General features: G+C 62.4%; 18 protein-coding genes. 6 read left to right on the top strand and 12 right to left on the bottom strand.

Going from position 1 to position 19,948, the window contains the following annotated elements; translation table 11 throughout:
* Positions 1-26 precede the first annotated feature (26 nt).
* Positions 27-257: a DUF3606 domain-containing protein gene (locus tag ACVWYP_RS30400; protein WP_304495890.1), complete on the bottom strand. Its 231-nt coding sequence runs from the start codon at positions 255-257 to the stop codon at positions 27-29.
* A gap of 122 nt (positions 258-379) precedes the next feature.
* Here ACVWYP_RS30400 and ligD point away from each other — a divergent pair, with 122 nt between their 5' ends.
* Positions 380-1,303, top strand: a complete 924-nt coding sequence (ligD, locus tag ACVWYP_RS30395) for a non-homologous end-joining DNA ligase (protein WP_304495889.1) — start codon at positions 380-382, stop codon at positions 1,301-1,303.
* Between the two features lie 326 nt (positions 1,304-1,629).
* On the opposite strand, the gene ACVWYP_RS30390 is transcribed toward ligD, so the two are convergent.
* From ACVWYP_RS30390 to ACVWYP_RS30360, 7 genes are all read right to left on the bottom strand, one after another.
* A complete protein-coding gene (locus ACVWYP_RS30390) occupies positions 1,630-2,109 on the bottom strand; it encodes a M41 family metallopeptidase (RefSeq protein WP_304495888.1) in 480 nt (159 codons plus the stop codon).
* The gene (locus ACVWYP_RS30385; protein WP_304495887.1) at positions 2,106-2,777 is read right to left on the bottom strand and encodes an HK97 family phage prohead protease; all 672 of its coding nucleotides are present in this window, start codon (positions 2,775-2,777) and stop codon (positions 2,106-2,108) included. The genes ACVWYP_RS30390 and ACVWYP_RS30385 overlap by 4 nt, the downstream gene beginning before the upstream one ends.
* Entirely contained in the window at positions 2,777-3,727 is a 951-nt protein-coding gene (locus ACVWYP_RS30380) for a hypothetical protein (RefSeq protein WP_304495886.1), read from the bottom strand. The genes ACVWYP_RS30385 and ACVWYP_RS30380 overlap by 1 nt, the downstream gene beginning before the upstream one ends.
* Positions 3,728-3,907: 180 nt before the next feature.
* Complete coding sequence (locus ACVWYP_RS30375; protein ID WP_304495885.1) at positions 3,908-4,387, bottom strand: hypothetical protein; 480 nt, start codon at positions 4,385-4,387, stop codon at positions 3,908-3,910.
* 625 nt (positions 4,388-5,012) lie between these two features.
* On the bottom strand, positions 5,013-5,447 hold the full coding sequence (locus ACVWYP_RS30370; protein ID WP_304495884.1) for a hypothetical protein: 435 nt from the start codon (positions 5,445-5,447) through the stop codon (positions 5,013-5,015).
* Complete coding sequence (locus ACVWYP_RS30365) at positions 5,428-5,628, bottom strand: hypothetical protein (protein ID WP_304495883.1); 201 nt, start codon at positions 5,626-5,628, stop codon at positions 5,428-5,430. The genes ACVWYP_RS30370 and ACVWYP_RS30365 overlap by 20 nt, the downstream gene beginning before the upstream one ends.
* Before the next feature lie 393 nt (positions 5,629-6,021).
* Positions 6,022-6,504, bottom strand: a complete 483-nt coding sequence (locus ACVWYP_RS30360) for a winged helix-turn-helix domain-containing protein (RefSeq protein WP_304495882.1) — start codon at positions 6,502-6,504, stop codon at positions 6,022-6,024.
* 577 nt (positions 6,505-7,081) lie between these two features.
* Between ACVWYP_RS30360 and ACVWYP_RS30355 the strand changes: the two genes are divergently transcribed.
* Complete coding sequence (locus ACVWYP_RS30355; protein ID WP_304495881.1) at positions 7,082-7,591, top strand: hypothetical protein; 510 nt, start codon at positions 7,082-7,084, stop codon at positions 7,589-7,591.
* Between the two features lie 262 nt (positions 7,592-7,853).
* Here the strand turns inward: ACVWYP_RS30355 and ACVWYP_RS30350 are convergent, their stop codons facing one another.
* Complete coding sequence (locus ACVWYP_RS30350) at positions 7,854-9,038, bottom strand: tyrosine-type recombinase/integrase (protein ID WP_304495880.1); 1,185 nt, start codon at positions 9,036-9,038, stop codon at positions 7,854-7,856.
* Between the two features lie 1,143 nt (positions 9,039-10,181).
* Here ACVWYP_RS30350 and ACVWYP_RS30345 point away from each other — a divergent pair.
* Together ACVWYP_RS30345 and ACVWYP_RS30340 are read left to right on the top strand one after the other, a co-directional pair.
* Positions 10,182-10,463 carry a hypothetical protein gene (locus tag ACVWYP_RS30345; RefSeq protein WP_304495879.1) on the top strand — a complete coding sequence of 94 codons (282 nt, stop codon included), beginning with the start codon at positions 10,182-10,184 and terminating at the stop codon, positions 10,461-10,463.
* Between the two features lie 19 nt (positions 10,464-10,482).
* Positions 10,483-11,718 (top strand): glycosyltransferase family 87 protein, encoded by a 1,236-nt coding sequence (locus ACVWYP_RS30340; RefSeq protein WP_304495878.1) that lies wholly within the window; start codon positions 10,483-10,485, stop codon positions 11,716-11,718.
* 165 nt (positions 11,719-11,883) lie between these two features.
* On the opposite strand, the gene ACVWYP_RS30335 is transcribed toward ACVWYP_RS30340, so the two are convergent.
* Positions 11,884-12,744 carry a sterol desaturase family protein gene (locus ACVWYP_RS30335; protein ID WP_304495877.1) on the bottom strand — a complete coding sequence of 287 codons (861 nt, stop codon included), beginning with the start codon at positions 12,742-12,744 and terminating at the stop codon, positions 11,884-11,886.
* Between the two features lie 156 nt (positions 12,745-12,900).
* Complete coding sequence (locus tag ACVWYP_RS30330; RefSeq protein WP_304495876.1) at positions 12,901-13,827, bottom strand: LysR family transcriptional regulator; 927 nt, start codon at positions 13,825-13,827, stop codon at positions 12,901-12,903.
* Between the two features lie 119 nt (positions 13,828-13,946).
* Here ACVWYP_RS30330 and ACVWYP_RS30325 point away from each other — a divergent pair, with 119 nt between their 5' ends.
* Positions 13,947-15,302: an MFS transporter gene (locus ACVWYP_RS30325; RefSeq protein ID WP_304495875.1), complete on the top strand. Its 1,356-nt coding sequence runs from the start codon at positions 13,947-13,949 to the stop codon at positions 15,300-15,302.
* A gap of 22 nt (positions 15,303-15,324) precedes the next feature.
* The gene (locus tag ACVWYP_RS30320; protein ID WP_304495874.1) at positions 15,325-16,569 is read left to right on the top strand and encodes a metal-dependent hydrolase family protein; all 1,245 of its coding nucleotides are present in this window, start codon (positions 15,325-15,327) and stop codon (positions 16,567-16,569) included.
* Positions 16,570-16,693: 124 nt separating this feature from the next.
* On the opposite strand, the gene ACVWYP_RS30315 is transcribed toward ACVWYP_RS30320, so the two are convergent.
* Positions 16,694-19,849, bottom strand: a complete 3,156-nt coding sequence (locus ACVWYP_RS30315) for an autotransporter outer membrane beta-barrel domain-containing protein (RefSeq protein ID WP_304495873.1) — start codon at positions 19,847-19,849, stop codon at positions 16,694-16,696.
* Positions 19,850-19,948 lie beyond the last annotated feature (99 nt).

The raw sequence follows: 19,948 nt of genomic DNA, 5'->3' as shown, positions 1-19,948 counted from the left end.
GCCGCTCTGCCGTGGGCGGCACACTGCTAACGACGCTGCGAAGGTGTCGTTCCTAATGACTTTTTCATCGCCGACCCGAGCCGCCGCTCAACCCGCTTCCGGCTGGTGCCGACCTTCTTGACGGCCTTCTGCACCGATGCGGCCGACTTGCCGGTCTTCTTCGCTTCATAGCTCACCTCGTAGTCCTGACCGCCGGCGACGCGCGCCCGGTCCTGCTTGCGACCGCGCGCGGTCTGCTTCTTCACCTTCTTTGCCATCGCGGCCTCCCTGTTGATGTTGGCCAACTCTGGTTATGATCGACCGTTCCATTTGCGGAGCTGTCGCGGAACGATTGCGATTGCGCCAGTTTGAATCAGCTCTTTGTTTGTGGAGTGGCGTTGTGGCGTTTCAGCGTAGGAAGCCCGAGGCGATCGGGACCAAGGCGATCTTTCCCGGCTTCATCACGCCGGCCCTGGCATCGCCGATCGATAAAGTGCCGCGCGGCCCACGCTGGATTCATGAGATCAAGTTCGACGGCTACCGGGTGCAGACACACCTCGCGCATGAAGAGGTGAAGATCTACACCCGGCGCGGCAACGACTGGACCAGGCGCTTCAAGAAGGTGGCCCAAGACGCCCGGCATATTTCCGCGTCATCAGCCATCATCGATGGCGAGATCGTCGTTCCCTCGGCAGACGGCACGACTGACTTCTCCGTCTTGCAGAACGAGCTGCGGGGCAAGTCGACCATGATCGTGATGGTGGCCTTCGACCTGTTGTACCTCAATGGTCGTGATCTCCGGAAGCTGCCGCTGGTCGAGCGCAAGGCAGTGCTCAAAAAGTTGATCGCCGGCACCGCCATCCAGTTCAGCGAGAGCTTCGAGGTGGACGGCCCCAAGATGTTCACCCATGCCTGCAAGCTCGGCTATGAGGGCGTCGTATCGAAGGTCGCCGACAGCGTATATCCGACTGGCACTCGCAGCCGGGACTGGGTCAAGAAAACCTGCGCCCAGCGCGAGACGTTGACCATCGCCGGCTTTGCATTGGACGACAACGAATGGGACGGAATTTACGTCGGCCGGCGCAAGGGCAACGAGCTGATCTACGCCGGCAAGGTCGACCACGGCTTCGACAAGGCCTCGGCTGCCGATCTCCGCAAACGCCTGACGCCGCTGATCCGCAAGACGCAGCCCTACACCAAACGCATTGCACACAAGGCGATCTGGGTTGAGCCGAAGGTGATGGCCGAAATAGAGTATCGCGCCAAATCCGCCGAGGGCAAGGTGAGGCACCCGTTCTTTCGCGGTGTCAGGGAGGACCTATGACCCCGCCGCGCTGCAGCTGCTGCGATGATACCCGCTGGGTCTGCGAGGCGCATCCGGACCAGCCATACGAGGGACCCCATGCCTGCATGTGTGGCTGCACGGCCGGGATGCCGTGCCCGGTCTGTTGCAAGCCCGACGGTCGCGGCGTTCTGCCGCCCGTGCCAGATGGCTTTGAGCCGGACCACGGATAAAGGCAAAGCGCGCCGTGCCCGCCCAAGCAGAAAGGTGTGGACGCGGGTTGCCGATCTCCTCGGAGTTTAACCCGGCGAATAGAAGATGGGCGTATCAACCCGCGTCCTTCCTGGCGCAAGCATCGCCGGAAACCTTTATATGTTGCGCTCTATCAACGCGACTACATCGTTGCCTGTCATCACGCTGCGAGCGAGTAGAGCTTTGACGAGGGCTCGGAATGATCGATTGTGCTGGCGAATGATCGACTCCGCCTCAATCTCCGCTGCTCGAATGAGCAACGAGATCGCGTTGCTATTCGATGCGAGGTGCTCGGCGTAGCGCAACGCTTTCCACTTGTCGGATCCGCGCAATCCCCGGCCTTCACCGAGGTAGAGCTGCTCACCGATGCTACCCGCGACGAGCACGATGATGCGAGAGAAGTCGCTGCGCTCGCTATCATCGGTAACGCCACCGATGACACTACCATTTATCATCCGGTCACCTTCGAGGCGACCGACGATGGTGACGTGATCGATCTGCAGACCGCAAGCAAAGCGGGTGACTGCGTGCGCAGCTTCGTGGCAGGCGACGCGCTGTTGCTCGCGCCAGAGGTCGGTTCGAGAGTGCAGCATCACCGGCCACGCATGCGGTCGATCATGCGAGCGCGAACCAACATTCTAGTCCGCGCTGCCATACGTGCGAGTGCTGCGCGCTTGGCAGCGGCAAGCGAGTAGTCGCCGCAACTACGGAATACTGCTTCCGAGTCTGCGGGTACGGCGACGAGCGATACCTCATAGAGCATCCACCGGACGGCCTCGAATGTCAGATTTGCGTCGAGCGGGACGCGATCGGTCTCTGGATCGAGCACCGATCCATCCTCGTCGGTGATCAACCATTTGCTCACGGTGTAGCCCACACTCACTGAGCTGATTTCGCCTCGACCGACCATCCCGAATGCGGCGTCACCTGATGGTGTTCTATTGAAGCGGATGCGGCCAAGCAGCGTCTTGCCCTCGAACCACACTCGCGTCAGTCGGCCAAGGCTTGCAGTAATCGAGCCATGGCTATGGCTATCCAAGACCGAGATACCGCCGCTGTCGAGACGACTCAAATCAATTGCAGCGGGTGAGATGCGCAGCCTTTCTACGCCGTATGCGCGCTGTACTGCAGAGCCCATTGAGAGCACGGCATCAATTGTGCGCTCGGATTTGTTGAGGCTGCGCGGTTCGCCCGGTACCGTGCTCGATCGTCGCTTCTCAGTAGAGAAGCGACGAAGGTCCGTTGGCGCAATAAATTTGCTCATCAGATGCCACCGTGTACGACGTAGCTCTTGCCGTGGCTGTCGTGAACACCAGCATCAGCGGCGACGCGATCACTGCCGAAGATCGGCGTAGCGTTTTGCAAAGACGGATCATCAAGGCGGACGTTCACCTTCGCACCGGGTACCGTAGCTGTGGCGCTATGCATGCGCACCAGCGCGCGGCACTGCGGGTCGGCGAAGTCCAGACCGTAGCCAAGCTCGATCGCGCGGGCGGCGATGGCGACCGGGAGTGCGCCTTGCGAATACCTGCCGCAGACACAAGCCCTGTCATCCTCGCGCCATTCGATCGGAGCGAGCGCGAGCACGGTACGACGCTCGATGACCGGCGCGACTGTAGTCGGAGCGACGGGCTCATGCTCGACGGGCATACTGGGCGCGATCCGGCCAGCACGGAGGCCGTCGATCAGGTAGGCAAGCTCAGCCGCAGTGTGCTCTACGCTGAGCGCGAGATCGCGGGAGATCGATTGCGCGAAGCCGGAAATCTCCGCAGCGGCGAAAGAGACGTCCGCGATCTTCTCAGCGGGACCGATCAGCGAGCGCATTGCATCAACCGCAGCGAGCGCGGCGGACTGGTAGTCGCTCAGGTCCTTCTCGTGCATCGCCGCAGTCTTCTCGGCGAGTTCGGCACGAACAATCGCGTCATGTTCTGCACGCTTTTCGGCGAGTGCCGCTTCGTACCTTTTGATGACGGCGACGAGCGTCTTTGTCGTCAGCTCGGCTTGCGTCAGACGATGATGCGCGGCCTCGATCTTGTCGGCGCTTGCTCGCTCGAAAACGGCGCGTTCAGCCTCTTCGGAGGCGGCGAGGGCAGCGCCCTTGGCGTCGTTGAGTTCGCCGCGCAGTGCGTCAAGACGATCTTCGATGTTCGCGAGTTCTTTGATCAGAGCCTTCAAGGTCTGACCGCTTTTCTTCGGGAAGAATGAAAGTCCCATAGGAGTCCTCGTTTCAGCAGGTGAAGCCCCGTTGCACGTTGGCAACGAGGCGTAGGTTTTTGGGGTTCTGGATGATTGGGGAAATGTTTGGGGCCGGGAGCGCGGTTCGCTCCGGGCGACGGGAAGGACTATTAGCACGGTTTCGGAGGCGGGTGCCGTAGCTCGTCCAGCTCGTCCGGTTCAGAGCGGTTCAGCGACTAGTTGCCCGTCGCGTTCGATCAGCCGCAAGCCCTTCCTTGCCGCCGCCTTGCGGACTGCAGTCCAGAAACTCGCTGGCTCAACGTAGAGCCGGTCGCCCTCCGACTGACACGATGTGATCTCGCCTTCCTGCGCTAATTCGTACGCTCTGGATTTGCTGATCACGCCGGGCGGGACTTGTGCCAGAAGCATAGGAACTGGCATCATGCCGTCCATGGGGCGGCTGGCATTGCCGAGATCGTTGACGGTCTGAGCAAGTCGTGCTGACGCAAGCTCGGCTTCAAGGCGGACGATCTTGGCGCGCATTGGTTCAAGAAGGGCTTCGGCGATCCTCGCGCGGTCGCGCCAGCCGTCTCGCTCTTCCTCCGACTTCCACCATCGCGCCTCAGCTTCCTGCAAGGCAAGTTCCAGTTGACGGTTCTGCAAACGCAGATTGTTGAGCGCGGTAAGGATGTCGCTCACGTCGTCAACCTCGCTTGGCGAGATTGCGTGGGAGCTTCCGGATATTGCGCTTGAGCGCCTTCACAGCCCTGACGACGCGATTTCCTGCGTAGCAGGGCGGGAGCTGGGAGACTACAGGATCGAGCGCTTCGCTCAGCGCGGTTGAGAATGGCCATCTCAGGCTGGGAGAAGTTCCGTCATCATGCGCGGTCGTCGAGGTCTTAAACATTTTCCGTTATCCGTCTTTGCATTGAAGTGTGATTGGCGAATTGAGAGGCATGGAACTGTTGGCCCTATCGATTTCCCACACGTTGGGATATGCCGAGCTGGCGCGTGACCCGTTCCGGCACCCTCCCTATGGAAGAACCTTTTGCGTATTACAGCGCACCATCTGAGCCTTCATTAGCTGGCGAGGATCAGCAGCGCGGGCTGGTGGTACGTTAGATCGGGGGGAAGGGCAGAGCCACGCGCTTACGTGCTCCTCATGTGGGAGCGCTTCTCTATGGGAATTGGTGCTTTGGCTTAGTGCTGATGGTGCTGCGGGTCTTGCCGACCAACGCTGTCAGATGCCGGTTTCCTGACTCAGCGCGAGTTCTGGTGCGTTTGTTCTGACGGTGGCTGCCAGTGCTGCCGACTAGCTGCGGGCTCACCAACAGCCTTGCTGCGCGATCCATTTGCGAATGGGATGGTGCTCGCCTGCAGCTCGCAACCACCGTGCGCTCAGCGTGACGCGCCAGCGAAACCTGCCATCCGGACCACGCGATGCCGCCTTGTATGCGGCGACATATCCGGCATCCCTCAGCCAGCGCAGTCCCCATGCTGGGGGATTGCATACGGCTTGCAGTGCGGTGACCGGAACGACTACCTCGTTGGTCCCCAACTCGGCGTGCTCAGCAATCGCGCTGGCAACGTCCAGCATTACGCGGTTCATCATCGGATCGAGTAAGGTGACCTTCAACAGCGCCTGCCGGTATAGGCGGCGACTGATCTCGGCGGCCATGGCATGGGTCAAGTCAGCGGTCTCAATGGCGACCGCCTGACGAACCGGGCGGGTTATGCGATCACGCAGATGCGGCGTCATTTGGCTTTCTCGTTGTCACAACATCCGTCCATCCATGTTTCAGCGCCATCGTCGCCAGTGCTGCGCGATATAGCGCCTGCTCCTTGGCGTGACATAGGGCTGCGATCTCCACGGAGATCGACGGATATGGGCCGGTCTGAGCCTTGGTCTTGGCTTCGGCAAAGCTGATGATCTTGGTCACGCTACTTCCTCGTTTTGATTGTTGGTCAGTTGCTCGAATGCTTCCCGCTCTTCGCGACGGCCTTTAGTCGCGATGGTATCCCAGTCGATCGGCGGCCTATCTATATATGGATCGATGACAGGTTCGTCATCGGTAGAGGACGACACAGGTTGGGATGACACGTATGGTTGTGACGACACGATCTTGATGGAAGCGCCGACAGGCGCGCTTCCGCTGATCTCTGGTTCTGTTGATACAGGACTATCCTCAGACTCAGTGTTTGAGAGAGAGCTAACGCTCTCAACACAAGGACTGGTCTTATGGTTATGTACTTCCTCTAAACTATGTACCGTTTCTAAAGACGTTTCTTTATTGGTGTCAGCAGCGACACCAAGCTCGGTGTCAACGTTGACACTAAGGGTGTCTTTCTCGTCTGAGCCTGCATCTCTTAGTGTCACCGTTGACAACAAGCTCATGATCTAACTCGGTGTCACTGTTGACACCAAGCGGGAACGTGTAACGACTCTTTTTGCCTCCGGTGCCGTGCTCCGCGACTACAAAACCTGCGTCATAAAGCTCGGGAAGATGACGCAGGACCGTGCTCTTCGAGACGTTGGCTGCCTTGGCGATCTCGTCGATCGCCTTGCAGAGGTCGCCATCGGTGACCGGCCACATCATCATCAGCATGGCGATGCCGATGTAGCGCGCGGTGATGTCGATCGATGACGACTCGATAGCGCGGATTGCGCGGTCGCGCGACTTGAAGTCGTTGACGATAGAAAGCTCTTGCGCTTCGCGGCGCGTTGGATTACGTGCATTCATGGTTGAATACGTTGTGTTGTTGATGATTGAGAAAGCCGCCCTCTGAACCGGGGCGGCTTTTTCTTTGGGTACCAAAACATCGGCTCCGTGGAGGAAGCCGGTGGTTTGGTGATGTGTGTGATTGATCCGGTTGGGTAGTCTGCGGGGTCTAAGCCCCATGCTGGCGTCGATCTCTCGACCTTCCTCAGCTCCTTGCCGAGTTCGCGCCGTCTACGACCTTGATCGTTAGGGCACCGCACAAGTGTCGTCGCCACCGGATCGGGCTGACTTGTGTTTCGCGGATTAAGCTTCGTTAGAAGGCCGTCGCGAGCGGGCCACTGTTTTTCCCAGCGGCGAGCGATCGACTAGCACGCGGACCCCATGTCAAGCGATCCTTCTTTCTGGTTTCCTAATCAAACATCGAAGATGCAGGAACACCGTCCAGCGTAGTGTTTCGCGCGATCCGTCGATCGTAGTCGTTTATGAGTCAAGTAGTCCTTGACGGGTACAGCATGCGAGCGCGCGTGCGGGCGGAGGTCTGGGGCATGGGGAAAAACCCGCAGTGAGTCCTCGCGGCGATGTTTCGACTCGCGCAGCGATCCCGGAAGCGCCAAGTCGTAGGGCAGCGAGGGCGCGGGAGCCTTCGCGTTAGAGATGAAAGAGGAAATGAGAAATGACGACAGATACAGTGGTGCGGCTGTTCACCGGCAAGAGTCCGGAACAGCTCGCGAAGATGAAGACTGAACCCAATGATGCGATGACCAAGGCAGCACAGAAGAAAGCCAAGGCTCTGGCATCTGCTAACGATCTCGATGCGCTTGCCGAGATGGCCGATCAGGACACCGTGAGCGAGCAGGCTCGCGAAGAGCGGAGGGCAGCCACGGCCAAGCTGGCTACCATTCACAGCAGGGCCAAGAGGACCGCTGCAGGAAAGTGTGCTGATGATGTTCGGTTCCATATTGGCCGGTTGATCGACGATATCGAGGAACTGTTCAAGGTCGGCTTCTACGACGAATGCGGATGCGACGGCGGCTGCAATTGTGAGCCGAAGGATTTGACCGATCAACAGATCGCAGAGTTCGCGGCTACGTTCTGGAAAACGATACGGTCAGATGTTTATCGCAGGAAAACTGCAACCCGGCGAGATCGTTATTATGAAGCAACTCGTCAAGGCTCTGTATGATGCAATACCGGATTGGGCGACTGGCGAGAAGTAACAAGGGATAGCGGCGCGGGCATCTTTAACGGCCTGTGCGGGTCGGAATAAGGTGCCACCGGTCCTGCGTCGCTTGTCATTCCTAGCCGGTAGTACCATCGCACACTTAGGCTGACCGGGTGAGGAAGCCCGGTCAGCGCATCTACCCTGACTGCGCGATAAAGGGAATTCGTACAGAGCGCGCAAACAAAAAGCCCGGCAGAGTCACCGATCGCATGGGCGAGTCTGGCTAGGCTGCCGCTGCGCAGGCATCCTGAGCGGTCACGGCGGCCATGAGGTAGGTTTCCCATTTCGTGATGGCGTCGAGCTTCTGCTGAACGTACTGAGCGTTATTGTAGACTCTATCCATATCCTTCTTACCGTGGTTGAGGATCGCCTCAGATACCTCGTGGCGAACGTCGATGTGCTCGGCCATCGCGGTCTTGCCGGTGCGGCGAAGGTCGTGGAAAATCCAATGCTCGTCGAACTGGACTACTTCGTCAATCTTCTCTTTCAGGTGTGTCCAGTTCCCAAATCCGGCATCCTTCTTGCCGAATACGTAGTCGCGGCCTTCGAGCTTGCGACTACTGATGATCTCCTTTGCCAGCGGTGCCAGCGGGATGACGTGCTTTGCGAGCGACTTGTTTTTGGCGCGGGCGCGCGTCCATGTGACGCGATCGTTAGCGATCTCGGCGACCCGCAGGTTGCCGATCTGGTCGGCACGCTGCATCGTCAGCATAAGCAGCCGAACCACGTCGCGCTCGTCCTGCGAGAATTGGTCGCCGTCGAGCGAAAGCCAGAGCTTGCGAAGCTCGGCGGGGCTCAGCTCACGGTCGCGACTAGTCTCGGGTGCCTTGTTGGTCTTTTCGGCCGGATTGTTCTCGCACATGCCCTCGCCAATTGCCCAATTGAAGAAAGCGGAGAGGGCGGAGCGGGAGCGGTTGCGCGTGGTGCTTCCGCGCTCTTGCTCGATCGTCGCCAGTTCCTCGGACACGTCCGAGCGGGTGATCTCGGTGAGCGCCTTACCGTGAAGCCGCTTGAAATGGACCTTCAAGGCCCGCTCGTTGTCCTCATAGTATTTCGCGGCCCATCCTGCCTTCTTGGCTTTGAGGTATGCCTCGATCAGAGGCAGGATGGACTGGGATATGCGGCGCTCTTCCTCAAGCCGGGCGGCTTTGGGGTTTTTGCCGGTTTGGGCGAGGCCAAGGATATGTCGGGCTTTCTCGCGGGCGGCTTCGAGATCGAGGACGGCGATACGGCCGATCGTCTCCCGGCCTTGCCGGGAACCAATCTGCCACTGCGCAATGTATGAGCTGGCACCGCTTGCCCGGAGGCGGACGCCGAAGCCGGGCATGAGATCGTCCCAGAGCAAGACCTCGGTCTTACCCTCGGGGGCCTTGAGCTTCCGCATGGCCGTCGTGCTGGTGAACTTCACAGGTGCTGTTTCCAATTGGTGGAAGGACGGTGGAAGGTGGAAGGCTTCCAATCAGTCACATTCACTTTCAAACAAACAGCCAACATATTGGGAATTCACCAGTGATTTTACAAGGTTACGCTCCCTCAGTTGCAACCAGTTACAACCACTTTCCATGCGAAACTTTGACTGTAAATCAGCCGCCTCATGGCTTCGCAGGTTCGAGTCCTGCCTCCCCCACCAATCAAATCAATCACTTATATCGCTTGCCTTCCACGTCCTCCTTATCGCCTCGAATGGTGGAGGGATTGGGGGTCTGTAGGGGGGGCCCGTCAGGGAGCCGCTGAGCGGCCATCGCTCCTCGGCGTGATCCGGACGATCGCACAGGGAAGCCCGGTAGCCGGGGACGAGGCGGCGTTCGTGATGCTCCGGGTCTGGCCGGAACGTTTCCCGCTGTTCACGGCTTATGGAATAGTCAGCGCGGCGCGCGGTCCCTGATGGTTCATCCGCCAGCCCCGGAGATCAGGGACCGCGTTACTGCGCTGAGGCGAGAGCACATGACGGGTTTGTCCAATGACCGAAGCGACATTGTTCATGTTGGGCGTGGCGGGTTTGGCTCTGTGGTCCGCTATCGTTGCCGTGTTTGAGATCAAAGCGGCATGGGGGCGAAGCCAGCTACGACGGCGAGCCCGTGATCAAGGCCGCACCGAGATAACCCTCTAAAGCTTGCGGGGAGACGGCGACGTTGCCATCGGCTGAATATCATCTGCGACAAGCCGAGATTGCATCTCGGATGGCCCTTGTCGAACCGGATTTTCACAGGGCAGTGCATCTGCACCTTCTCGCCTTGGAGCACTACGACAAGGCTGAAGAGACTAGAGCCAAAGAACCAGTTCTCAAACCGGCGACCTCCCAGTAGCGACAGTACGAGCTTGTCAGAATTGGTGTGCAGCCATCCATGCTGCGCCGACTACGCCGGGTTGAGGCGTGGCGCAGAGCGCGCTTTCAACGCCTCCTGGATGGGCCGGATCGAGAGCTAAAAGCACCGGGATAATACGGGAAGCCGCGATATTTCTTTTCGAGTAGCGGTAGTGCGCCGAATAGCAGCCGATCGCGATCACATCTCAAGCCGGGCGGCCTTTGGGTTCTTGCCGGGTTGGGGATATGCCGGGCTTTCTCGCCGGCGGCTTCGAGATCGAGGACAGCGATCCGGCCGATGGTTTCCCGGCCCTGCCGGGTGCCGATCTGCCACTGTGCAACATGGGAGCTGGCACCGTTTGCCCGCAGGCGGACGCCGAAGCCCGGCATCAGATCGTCCCAGATGAAAACCTCGGTCTTACCCTCGGGCGCCTGCGTCTTCACCCTATCCGCGCAAACATCTCCGGCCGCCGCCGGCGTTCCATTGCTCGGCTCGAGAGTGCAATGGTAGATTGCGCCATTTCATGATTGAGCCGTTTCAGACGACATGAAGAAAATTTTGCACTGGGACGTTTCTGCAGGAGATGACCCGGCGCTGATGGTTGCCTGCGTCATCTTGCTTGGCGTCTCGATCCTGGTTTCGATACCGGCATTTTTCGGTGGTGGCGGCCAGGCCGGAATCGATTTTTCATGTTTCTGGGGCGCGGGCGCGATGGCGCTCGAAGGCCATGCGGCGGCGGCCTACGATTGGGAGCAGCTGCATCAGCAACTTGTTCTCCGGGTGCAATCCCTCAATCACGCTCCGTATCCTTACGATCAGGTGCCGGTTCCGTTCTTTTATCCGCCGGTGTTTTTCCTGGTTCTGGCGCCGCTGGCGCTGCTGCCGTTTCCGGTTGCGTTCTGGGTCTGGAGCGCGGCAAAGCTGTCTTGCTGGCTGCTTGTCGCTCATGCCATCCGGCCACGCTTCGGCGCGCTGCTGCTGGCACTCGTTGCTCCGCCTGTATTCTATGACTTCATTTCCGGCCAAAGCGCACTGCTCGCCGCATCGTTGCTCGGCGGCATCCTGCTGACATTGGACAGGCGTCCGCTTCTCAGTGGAATCCTGATCGCGCTGCTGATCTTCAAACCTCAATATGGCGTTCTGCTTCCCTTCGTGTTGATCGCCACCGGGCGTTGGCGCGTCGTCATCACCGCCGCCCTGGTGATTCCGGTGCTGCTGCTGCTCGCCGGACTGATCTTCGGTTGGGATACCTTCGATGGATTCCGCGCGGCCGCCACCTTCGCCACGACGCAATTTCACCTCAGTGGCGCGCTGCCGTGGTACAAGCTGCAGAGTATCTATGGGCTCTTGCGAGACGCCGGCCTTGGCTACGGTTTGGCGATGGCGTTCCACGTCGCCATCGCATCGGTGGTTGCGATCGGGGTGCTGATCCTGTGGCGCGGCCATGTCAGCTTCGCCGTAAAGGCCGCAAGCCTGCTGGCGGCAACGCCGCTGATTTCTCCTTACTTCGCGATCTACGATATGCCGATCCTGGTGGTCGCGCTGCTCTTTCTCATGAACGCCACCGCGGGCCGCCTCGCGTCGCGTTCGGGTCGAAGCGCCTTCCGGATCGCGGTCAGCGTCGTCTTCGTATTGGGATACGCTTTCCCGTTCGTGCGCACGCCTCTCGGCCCCATGATGTGCGCAACCGTGATCGCGCTGATCTGGACGAGATACCGGCAAGAGGCCGGCGAGACAGCTCCAGGCGAGGAGTTGCGAAAATCTGCGACCGTCGGAGGCTAAAGCATGATCCGGAAAAGTGCGAAGCGGTTTTCCCCCGTGACAAACGCGGGACGCGGTTGCGCGGAGATCATGCACAAACAAAGAGCTAAGGCGCGATGAGGATTCAACCCGATCTCATCGCGCTTGAGTGTCCTGATCGCGAACAGTCTGCGAAGATCGTCAGGATCAACTGTCCTGGTGCGCCGGCGGTGTTGCCGTGCCGGGTACAGGCTCCGCGCCAACCGGGTGCCTGGTGCCCGACGGATCGTCGCGCTTGAGCATCGAGGCCCAGGCGACGAACGGATAGGCCAAAAGCGTCAGGTAGCTCGTGGGCATCGGATGATCGACGCCGAATGCCGTCGGCTTCCGTCCTTCCGGAAGATAGAGGCTGCCGAACAGCACATCGTAGAACGAGAACAGCCCGGCGTAGTTCTTGTCCCTGGCTTCCCGCTCGCTGCTGTGGTGCCAGTGATGAAACTCCGGCGACACCAGGACATGGCGTAGCGGGCCGTAGCCCAGGCGTACGTTGGCGTGCGCGAGCCAGGACTGCCAGTAGTAGATCGCAAGATAGGTTCCGATCGCCTCAACGGAGAAACCGAGCGCGAACAGCGGAAACAGCGAACCCACCTTCATGAAGGTCACGTCTAGCGGGTGCTGGTGGATCGCGGCGAGCCAGTCCAGATCCTCGACGGCGTGATGAACGGCATGGATGCGCCACATGGCGGGCACGACGTGCAGGATACGGTGGGTCCAGTAGATGCCGAGGTCCCCGATCACGATCGCGATCGGCGCCTGAGCCCAATACGGGAGATCGCTGACCGCCTGCCTGACTGCCGAGGGCAGGATCGATTGATTGACCAGCGTCGCCACCGCGATGATCGCGGTCACGCCGACGAACACCAGCCAGCCGTTGAGAAACAGGAAGGCCATATCGGTCGACAGACCACGCCTGAAGATCTTCTGCTGCCTCGCCGCAAAGAGTTGCTCGAACGGCACGAAGATCAAGGGCGCCAGCAAAAGCTGGTATTGTTCCAATAACGCGCGCATTCAAATGGCCACGTGAAATGGCGACAGCCTACCACCTCGGTCCCCGATGGCGTCAATCGGAAACGAAACCCGAGTTGTGGGAGCGTTAATCAGCATCCCCGTGCCGCTACGGGGATCACGGGTGTCCGGGCGCCGGAGCGGGCCAAATCCAGCCCGTCACTCCATCCTTGCGAACATCTCCACCAGTGTCTCGCGCAGCCAGCGTTGCGCGGGAACGGTGTCGTTGCGCTGGTGCCAGAACAGGCTGACGATGCGCGGCGGCGCCGGCAGCGGCACCGGCATGGCGTGCAGATGGGGCGCGTGGCGGGACTGCGCGCTGAGATCGCGCGGCAGCACGGCGATCAGGTCGGACTGGCGGACGATCTCGTAGGCGGCGTTGTAGTGGTTGACGGTCGCGACCAGATTGCGCGACAGCCCGCGCGAGGCGAGAAACTGGTCGTAGGTCGGCAGCGTCTTGCCGGCGAGGCTGACATCGACATGCTTGGCGGCAAGGAAGCTCCGGGTGTTGAGCCGCTTCTGCCTGGCCAGCGGATGGTCGCGCCGCATCATGCAGGCATATTCGACGGTCCACAGCGAGCGTGAGCGGATCACCGCCGGCGGCTGCTGCGCCTCGTTGACATAGACGCTGAGCACGCAATCGACCCGGTTGTCCTCGAGCCGGTCGCCGATCTCCAGGATGGTGTTGGGCACGGTGTGGATGCGCGCGGACGGCGCCACTTCGCTGAAGCGGTTGAGCAGCCGCGGCATCACCAGCGAGGCAACGTAGTCGGACATCGACAGGATGAATTCGGCCTGGGTCTGTCGCGGATCGAAGGCGTCCTCGTCGAGCGCGTGGCGGACATGTTCCAGGGCATCGCCGATCGGCTGCCACAGCGCCACGGCGCGCTGCGTCGGGCGGATCCCGCTCGCGGTGCGCACGAACAGGGGATCGCCGAGCGCGTCGCGCAGCCGCGCGAGCGCGTTGCTGACCGCGGGCTGCGTCATGGTCAGCGCGCTGGCGGCGCGCGTGACGCTGCCCTCGGTCATCAGCGCCTCGAAGACTTTCAGCAGGTTGAGGTCGAGCGTGCGAAAGGACACGGGCAATATTCACAATGGTGATGTGCTAGATAACAATTATAAATTATTCGGATAATATTGGTTTGTCTATCATTCCCCGGCTGACCCCGTGGCGCGTGCCGACCGCGGGGCGAGGGGGGACTTTCATGTCGATGATCTCGGCGCGCATCGAGCGCCTGCCGTTCGCGCGGTTCCATGTGCACCTGCTGCTGATGGGCGGCCTCGGCTATCTGTTCGACGCGATGGATGCCGCGGTGCTGGCGTTCATCCTGCCGGTGCTGCGCACCGCCTGGGGGCTAACCAATGTCGAGACCGGCGTGCTCGGCAGCAGCACTTTCGTCGGCTATCTGTTCGGCGCGCTGCTCGCGGGGATGCTGGGCGACCTGATCGGCCGCCGCGCGGTGATGATGTCGGCGCTCGCGCTCTACAGCGCGGCCTCGCTGGTCAGCGCGGCGGTGGATAGCTGGCCGGCGTTCTTTGCCGCCCGCGTCGTCGCCGGCATGGGCACCGGCGCGGAGAGCGCGATCATCGCGCCGTACCTCGCGGAGTTCGTGGCGCGGCGTTACCGCGGCGCCTTCACCGGCGCGCTGGCGGGCTTCTTCTCGTTCGGCTTCGTCGCCGCCGCCTTGCTCGGCTATTTCATCGTGCCCGCCTACGAGAACGGCTGGCGCATCGTGCTCGTCATCACCGCCATACCGGTCGTGATGCTGCTGTGGTGGCGCCGGTCGCTGCCGGAATCGCCGCGCTGGCTGGAAAGCCGCGGCAGGGCGAAGGAGGCCGAAGCGGTGCTCGACAGGATCGAGGCCGGCTTCGCGCGCGAGGGCCGCGTGCTGCCGTCGCCCGTCGCCGAGCCGGCCGCACCCGCCGCATCGTCGGGAACGCTGTTGAGCAATTTTGCCGCGCTGCTCGCCGGCCGGCAGGCGCGCATCACCACCATGACCTGGATCATGTGGCTGTCGATCACCTTCAGCTACTATTCCTTCTTCGTCTGGATTCCCGGCCTCTTGGTGCAGAACGGCATGAGCATCACCAAGAGTTTTGGCTATTCGCTCGCGATGTATTGCGCGCAGGTGCCGGGCTATTTCACCGCCGCCTTCTTCAATGAGCGGATCGGACGGCAGGCGACGATTGCGACCTATATGCTGCTCGGCGGCGTCAGCGCGCTCGGGCTCGCCTTTGCCGCAAGCGACGGGCAGATCATGGCGGCCGGCCTGCTGCTGTCGTTCTTCATGAACGGCACCTATGCCGGCGTCTATGCCTACACGGCCGAAGTGTTTCCGACGGCGATCAGGACCACGGGGGCAGGCCTTGCGTCCGCCATCGGCCGCATCGGCGCGATCATTGCACCGATCCTGGTCGGCTACCTCTATCCGAATTTCGGCTTTGCCGGCGTGTTCGGCGTTACGACGTCGGTGCTCCTGATCGGCGCGCTGACCGTCGTGCTGATGGGCGTGCCGACGCGCGGCCGGTCGCTGGAAGACATTGCAAGCAAGGCTGCGTGATCACGCAGGCCAGGAGACGATCATGTCCACTATCCTCTTCAAGAATGCCGCGCTGCTCGATCCGCTGCGGCCCGATCTGCTCGAAGGCCACCACGTGCTGGTCGAGGATCGCCTGATCAAGGAGGTGTCCGACCGGCCGATCGAGACCTCAGCCGATCGCGTCATCGACCTCAAGGGCAAGACCCTGATGCCCGGCCTGATCGACCTGCATGTGCATGCGGTTGCCGTCGAACTCGACCTGTCGCAGCAGGCGCGGATGGCCAACGTGCTGGTGACGCTGCGGTCGACCATGCTGCTGCGTGGCATGCTGAAGCGTGGCTTCACCACCGTTCGCGATGCCGGCGGCGCCGGCTACGCGCTGAAGCAGGCGATCGACACCGGTCTCACCGACGGTCCCAGGCTATTCGTCTCCGGCCGCGCGCTCAGCCAGACCGGCGGTCACGGCGACGGGCGCGCCCGCTCGGACTATCTGGCCGATCCGACCTGTTCCTGCTGCGTGCGGGTCGGCGCGATCGCACGCGTCGTCGACGGCGTCGATGCGGTGCGCAAGGCGGTGCGCGAGGAGCTGCAGATGGGCGCCGACCAAATTAAGATCATGGCGTCCGGCGGCGTCGCCTCGCCGACCGATCCGATCGGCGCTTACGGCTATTCCGAGGACGAGATCCGCGCCATCGTCGCCGAGGCGAAGGCGCGTCACACCTATGTGCTGGCGCACGCCTACACGGCGGAGGCGATCGAGCGGGCAATACGCTGCGGCGTGCGCACCATCGAGCACGGCAATCTGATCGACCTTCCGACCGCGCGGCTGATGGCCGAGCAGGGCGCCTATGTGGTGCCGACGCTGGTCACCTACGAAGCATTGGCAAACGAGGGCGCGAAATACGGCCTGCCTGCGGCGAGCGTTGCCAAGATCGCCGACGTGCGCGACGCTGGGCTGCGCTCGCTCGCGATCTACCGCGAGGCCGGCGTGAAAATGGGGTTCGGCACCGACCTGCTCGGGCCGTCGCAGCGGCTGCAGAGCGACGAGTTCCGGATCCGGGCCGAGCTGCTCGGCCCGCAGGCAGTAATCGCCAGCGCGACCATCATCGGCGCCGAGGTGCTCGGCATGGAAGGCAAGCTCGGCCGCATCGCGCCGGGGGCCTTCGCCGATCTCTTGGTGGTCGAGGACAACCCGCTGCGCGACGTGGGTTGCCTGCTCGGCCAGGGCGAGCAGATCCCGCTGGTGATGAAGGCCGGCAAGGCCGAGGTGGACAGGCTGGGCGGGTAGGCTGAAGCGATACGATTTCTGAATAATGGAAGCGTACTGCTGATTTGCCCGACGAGTCAAGTTGCCGTGTCCGCCGGCTACTTTGCATGGGGTTGTTTTCGATATTTTGGCAGTGCGTCTGTCCTCACCACACTACGCGGAGGCCCGCAGTACCCTTGTAGCTGTGATTGTCGCCGGCATCCTGCAGGCTGGCGCGATAGGTCGCTTCGCCGAACACTGTGTAGCGGCCGCCCGCCCAGCTGTAGCTGCCGCCGCCGCCGATCGAGCCCCAGAGCCGGTCGTTGGCGCTGGCGAAGCCGCTGCCCGCGACGTCGACGTTGGTGCCGTCGAGGAATTCGTAGTGCAGATTGCCGATCGCGTAGAGGTCGGAGCGGGCGCCGTCGCTCCAGCTCTTCCGGTGATTGAGCGACAGCCCGACGCGGCCGAGCAGGCTGTCGGCATTGCCGAGCGAGACCAGCGCGCCGAAGCGGTCGGTGAAGCCGTCGAAATCGACCTTCGAATAGGCGAGCTGCGCCTGCGGCGTCAGCGAGAAGCCGTTGCCGACATTGACGCGCTTGCCGCCCTCGACGCTGAAGGCATAACCGAGGCCTTGATTGCCGTGGGTCATGCTGCCGACGAGGTCGGAGGTGAGATCGCCGCGGTAGAACATGGTCTGCATCTGGCCGTCGATGTAGACGCCGTTGTCGCCGTACCAGGTGGCGGTGGCGCCGACGCCGGTGCCCTCGGCGCGGATGCGGCCGTTGCCGAAGAACGAGTTCACGTAAGCCGTGGTCAGGCCGTATTGCAGCGTCAGACCGACGATCAGGCGGCCGTAATTGTTCTCGAGCGCGAGGCCGTCGAGCCCGGCCTGCGCCTTGAAGTCATCGCTGTTCAGGGTCGAGCCGGTGGTGTTCGACGGCCGCAGGCTGGTTTGACCGCCCTCGATGCGGCCCCAGAACGCCGACTGCGTCCATGAACTGTCGGCCTGCGCCGCCGGCGTGACGCCCATCCGCGCCATCGCCTCGCTCGGGCCGCCGTTGCCGCCCCAGTAGCGGTTGCCGACGCGCTCCTGCAGCGAGGGCAGCGCGTTCATGCCGAGCAGCACCTGGGCGTAGTTCTCGTAGAGCGGCACGCCGGGCTGGTACAGCGGGCCCGCGGGCTTGGCCGGTGCGGCCGGATCACCAGGCGGATTGACCAGGCTGGAGCGCAGATACCAGTCGCCATCAGATGGCGTCGCGATGCCGTTCTTCTGCAGCGTATAGGCATAGGCGCCGGCGACGATCGCCTGCTGGCCTTGCAGCGAGTAATTGCCCGCCAGCGTGAATGTGCCGTTGGAGGCGCCGGTGATGTCGATCAGCTTGATGCCGTCGCCGGTCTGCGCGCCGCCGCCGCCGGCATTGTTGATCCTCACGGTCGAGCTGCCCGACGTGCTCGCCGCGACAAGGCGGTCGGTCGCCGAGCCGTCGCCGCCGAGCACGGTGTTGAACAGCAGTGAGCCGCCATTGCCGGCATAATTGCCGGCGACCGTCAGCGTCGTGCCGGGCGTGGTGCCGAATTGCAGCGTGCCGGCATTGCTGAAGCCGCCGATGGTCTGGTTGAAGCCGTTGAGGTCGATCGTGGTGCCGGCGCCGGCGGTGACGGCAGACGCCGCGCTGAAGGCATTGACCGCGCCGGCGCGCAGCGTGCCGCCGTTCACCGTGGTCGCGCCGCTGTAGCTGTTGGTGCCGGACAGTGTCTCGGTGCCGCCGGCAAGCGTCAGCCCGCCGGTGCCGCCGATCGCGCCCGCGAAAGTGTCGCTGCCATTGGTGATGGTCAGCGTCTTGGCGCCGAGCGCGACATTGCCGCTACCGGCGAGACTCTGGATGCTGGTGCCGGCGCTCGCGAGGCCGGAGATGTCGAACGCGGCGTTCGCCACCACGCGGGAATTGCTGATCGATCCGGCGCCCGTCAGCGCCAGCGTGCCCGCGGAGATCGTAGTCACACCGCTATAGCTATTGGCGCCGGACAGCGTTTCGATGCCGCCCGCGAGCGTCAGTCCGCCGCTGCCGCCGATCACGCCTGCGAAGGTGTCGTTCGCGGCCGTGATGGTCAGCGTCTTGGCGCCGAGATCGACGCCGCCGGTGCCCGACAGCCGCTGGATGCTGGTGCCCGCGCCGGAGAGGCCGGCGATGCTGAACGTGCCGTCCGCAATCACCTGGCTGGAGGCGGCGATGTCGCCGGCGCCGGTCAGCGCCAGCGTGCCGCCCGCGATCGTGGTCGCGCCGGTGTAGGCCTGGACGCCGGACAGCGCCTGTGTGCCGCCGGTGAGCTGCAATCCGCCGGTGCCGCTGATCGTTCCGGCAAAGCTGTCGTGCGCATTGGTGAGGATCAGGTCCTTGGAGCTCAGCGTGACGGCGCCGGCGCTGCTGCCGGCAAGACTCTGGATGTGCGCGTTGGCGTCCGACATGAGCGACAGATCGAGGATTGCGTCATCGACAACGCGGTTTGAGGTGGCGAGGGCATTGCCGGAGCCGGCGGTACCAGACAGCCGAAACGTGCCTTGTTGGATCACCGTGTCGCCGGTGTAGCTGTTGCCCACGCCAGTGAAGCTGAAGATCCCGACGCCGGTCTTGGTCAATCCGCCGACGCCTCTGAAGCCATTCGCCTGGAGGACGGTGAACCCATTGCTGTCGATGGTCAGTCCGCCCGCGGCGATGTTGTTCTGGGCGGCCGTTCCGCTGGAGACGGTGGGGGTATTGATGGCCGCACGGAAAGTGGCGTTGTCAAAATTGACCCGGGCGCCCGCGTTGCCAACGGTAATGCCGAAGCCGTGATTCTCCAGCGTGGCGTTGCTGATGTTGAGGGTGGCCGTGCCGGTGCCGGCCGGGCTGCCGACGATGACCCTGCTTGTGACGGAGACGGTCGCGCCGTCCAAGATGTTGAGCACGCTTGTGGCGCCAGCGAACAGGGAGATCGTGCTGCCGTTCCACCGGGAGCCGGCCCCCGTCACGGTGACGGTGGCGGTACCACCTACGACATCACCGATAAAAACGCTGCTGCCTGTCAGCGTGGCGCCGTTTTGAATGGTGAGGTTGGTCGTTCCTCCCGCCAGGTCGCGAACATTGACCGTGAAGGCCGTACCGGTCGCCCCAGGGCTCACGCCGAGGACGACGTTTGAACCGGGCACGATGTTCACCGCGCCGCCCGCAACCGGCGCCGCGCCGCCGCTCCAGTTCGAGCCCACCGTCCAGTCGTTATTGGTGGCGCCGGTCCAGGTCTGCGCCGCGGCCGAGCCGGGCATCAGCGCCGAGAGCGCGGCCACCGAGGCGCTCATCAGCAGCAGGCGGTGGAAGTGCGCACGCGTGCGGGATTGCGATGCGGTTAGGCGTGGATTGGGTGGATTGTCACCAACGTGTCGTGC

The organism is Bradyrhizobium sp. USDA 3262 (assembly GCF_054060035.1).
Note: the sequence above shows the minus strand (reverse complement) of the source record. Positions and strands in the feature narration are given on the sequence as shown.

What these genes read in the sequence shown, in the direction of transcription:
- ACVWYP_RS30400 (WP_304495890.1), bottom strand. Translation starts at nt 257, where the DNA reads ATGGCAAAGAAGGTGAAGAAGCAGACCGCGCGCGGTCGCAAGCAGGAC.
- ACVWYP_RS30385 (WP_304495887.1), bottom strand. Translation starts at nt 2,777, where the DNA reads ATGAGCAAATTTATTGCGCCAACGGACCTTCGTCGCTTCTCTACTGAG.
- ACVWYP_RS30380 (WP_304495886.1), bottom strand. Translation starts at nt 3,727, where the DNA reads ATGGGACTTTCATTCTTCCCGAAGAAAAGCGGTCAGACCTTGAAGGCT.
- ACVWYP_RS30370 (WP_304495884.1), bottom strand. Translation starts at nt 5,447, where the DNA reads ATGACGCCGCATCTGCGTGATCGCATAACCCGCCCGGTTCGTCAGGCG.
- ACVWYP_RS30355 (WP_304495881.1), top strand. Translation starts at nt 7,082, where the DNA reads ATGACGACAGATACAGTGGTGCGGCTGTTCACCGGCAAGAGTCCGGAA.
- ACVWYP_RS30345 (WP_304495879.1), top strand. Translation starts at nt 10,182, where the DNA reads ATGCCGGGCTTTCTCGCCGGCGGCTTCGAGATCGAGGACAGCGATCCG.
- ACVWYP_RS30340 (WP_304495878.1), top strand. Translation starts at nt 10,483, where the DNA reads ATGAAGAAAATTTTGCACTGGGACGTTTCTGCAGGAGATGACCCGGCG.
- ACVWYP_RS30335 (WP_304495877.1), bottom strand. Translation starts at nt 12,744, where the DNA reads ATGCGCGCGTTATTGGAACAATACCAGCTTTTGCTGGCGCCCTTGATC.
- ACVWYP_RS30325 (WP_304495875.1), top strand. Translation starts at nt 13,947, where the DNA reads ATGTCGATGATCTCGGCGCGCATCGAGCGCCTGCCGTTCGCGCGGTTC.
- ACVWYP_RS30320 (WP_304495874.1), top strand. Translation starts at nt 15,325, where the DNA reads ATGTCCACTATCCTCTTCAAGAATGCCGCGCTGCTCGATCCGCTGCGG.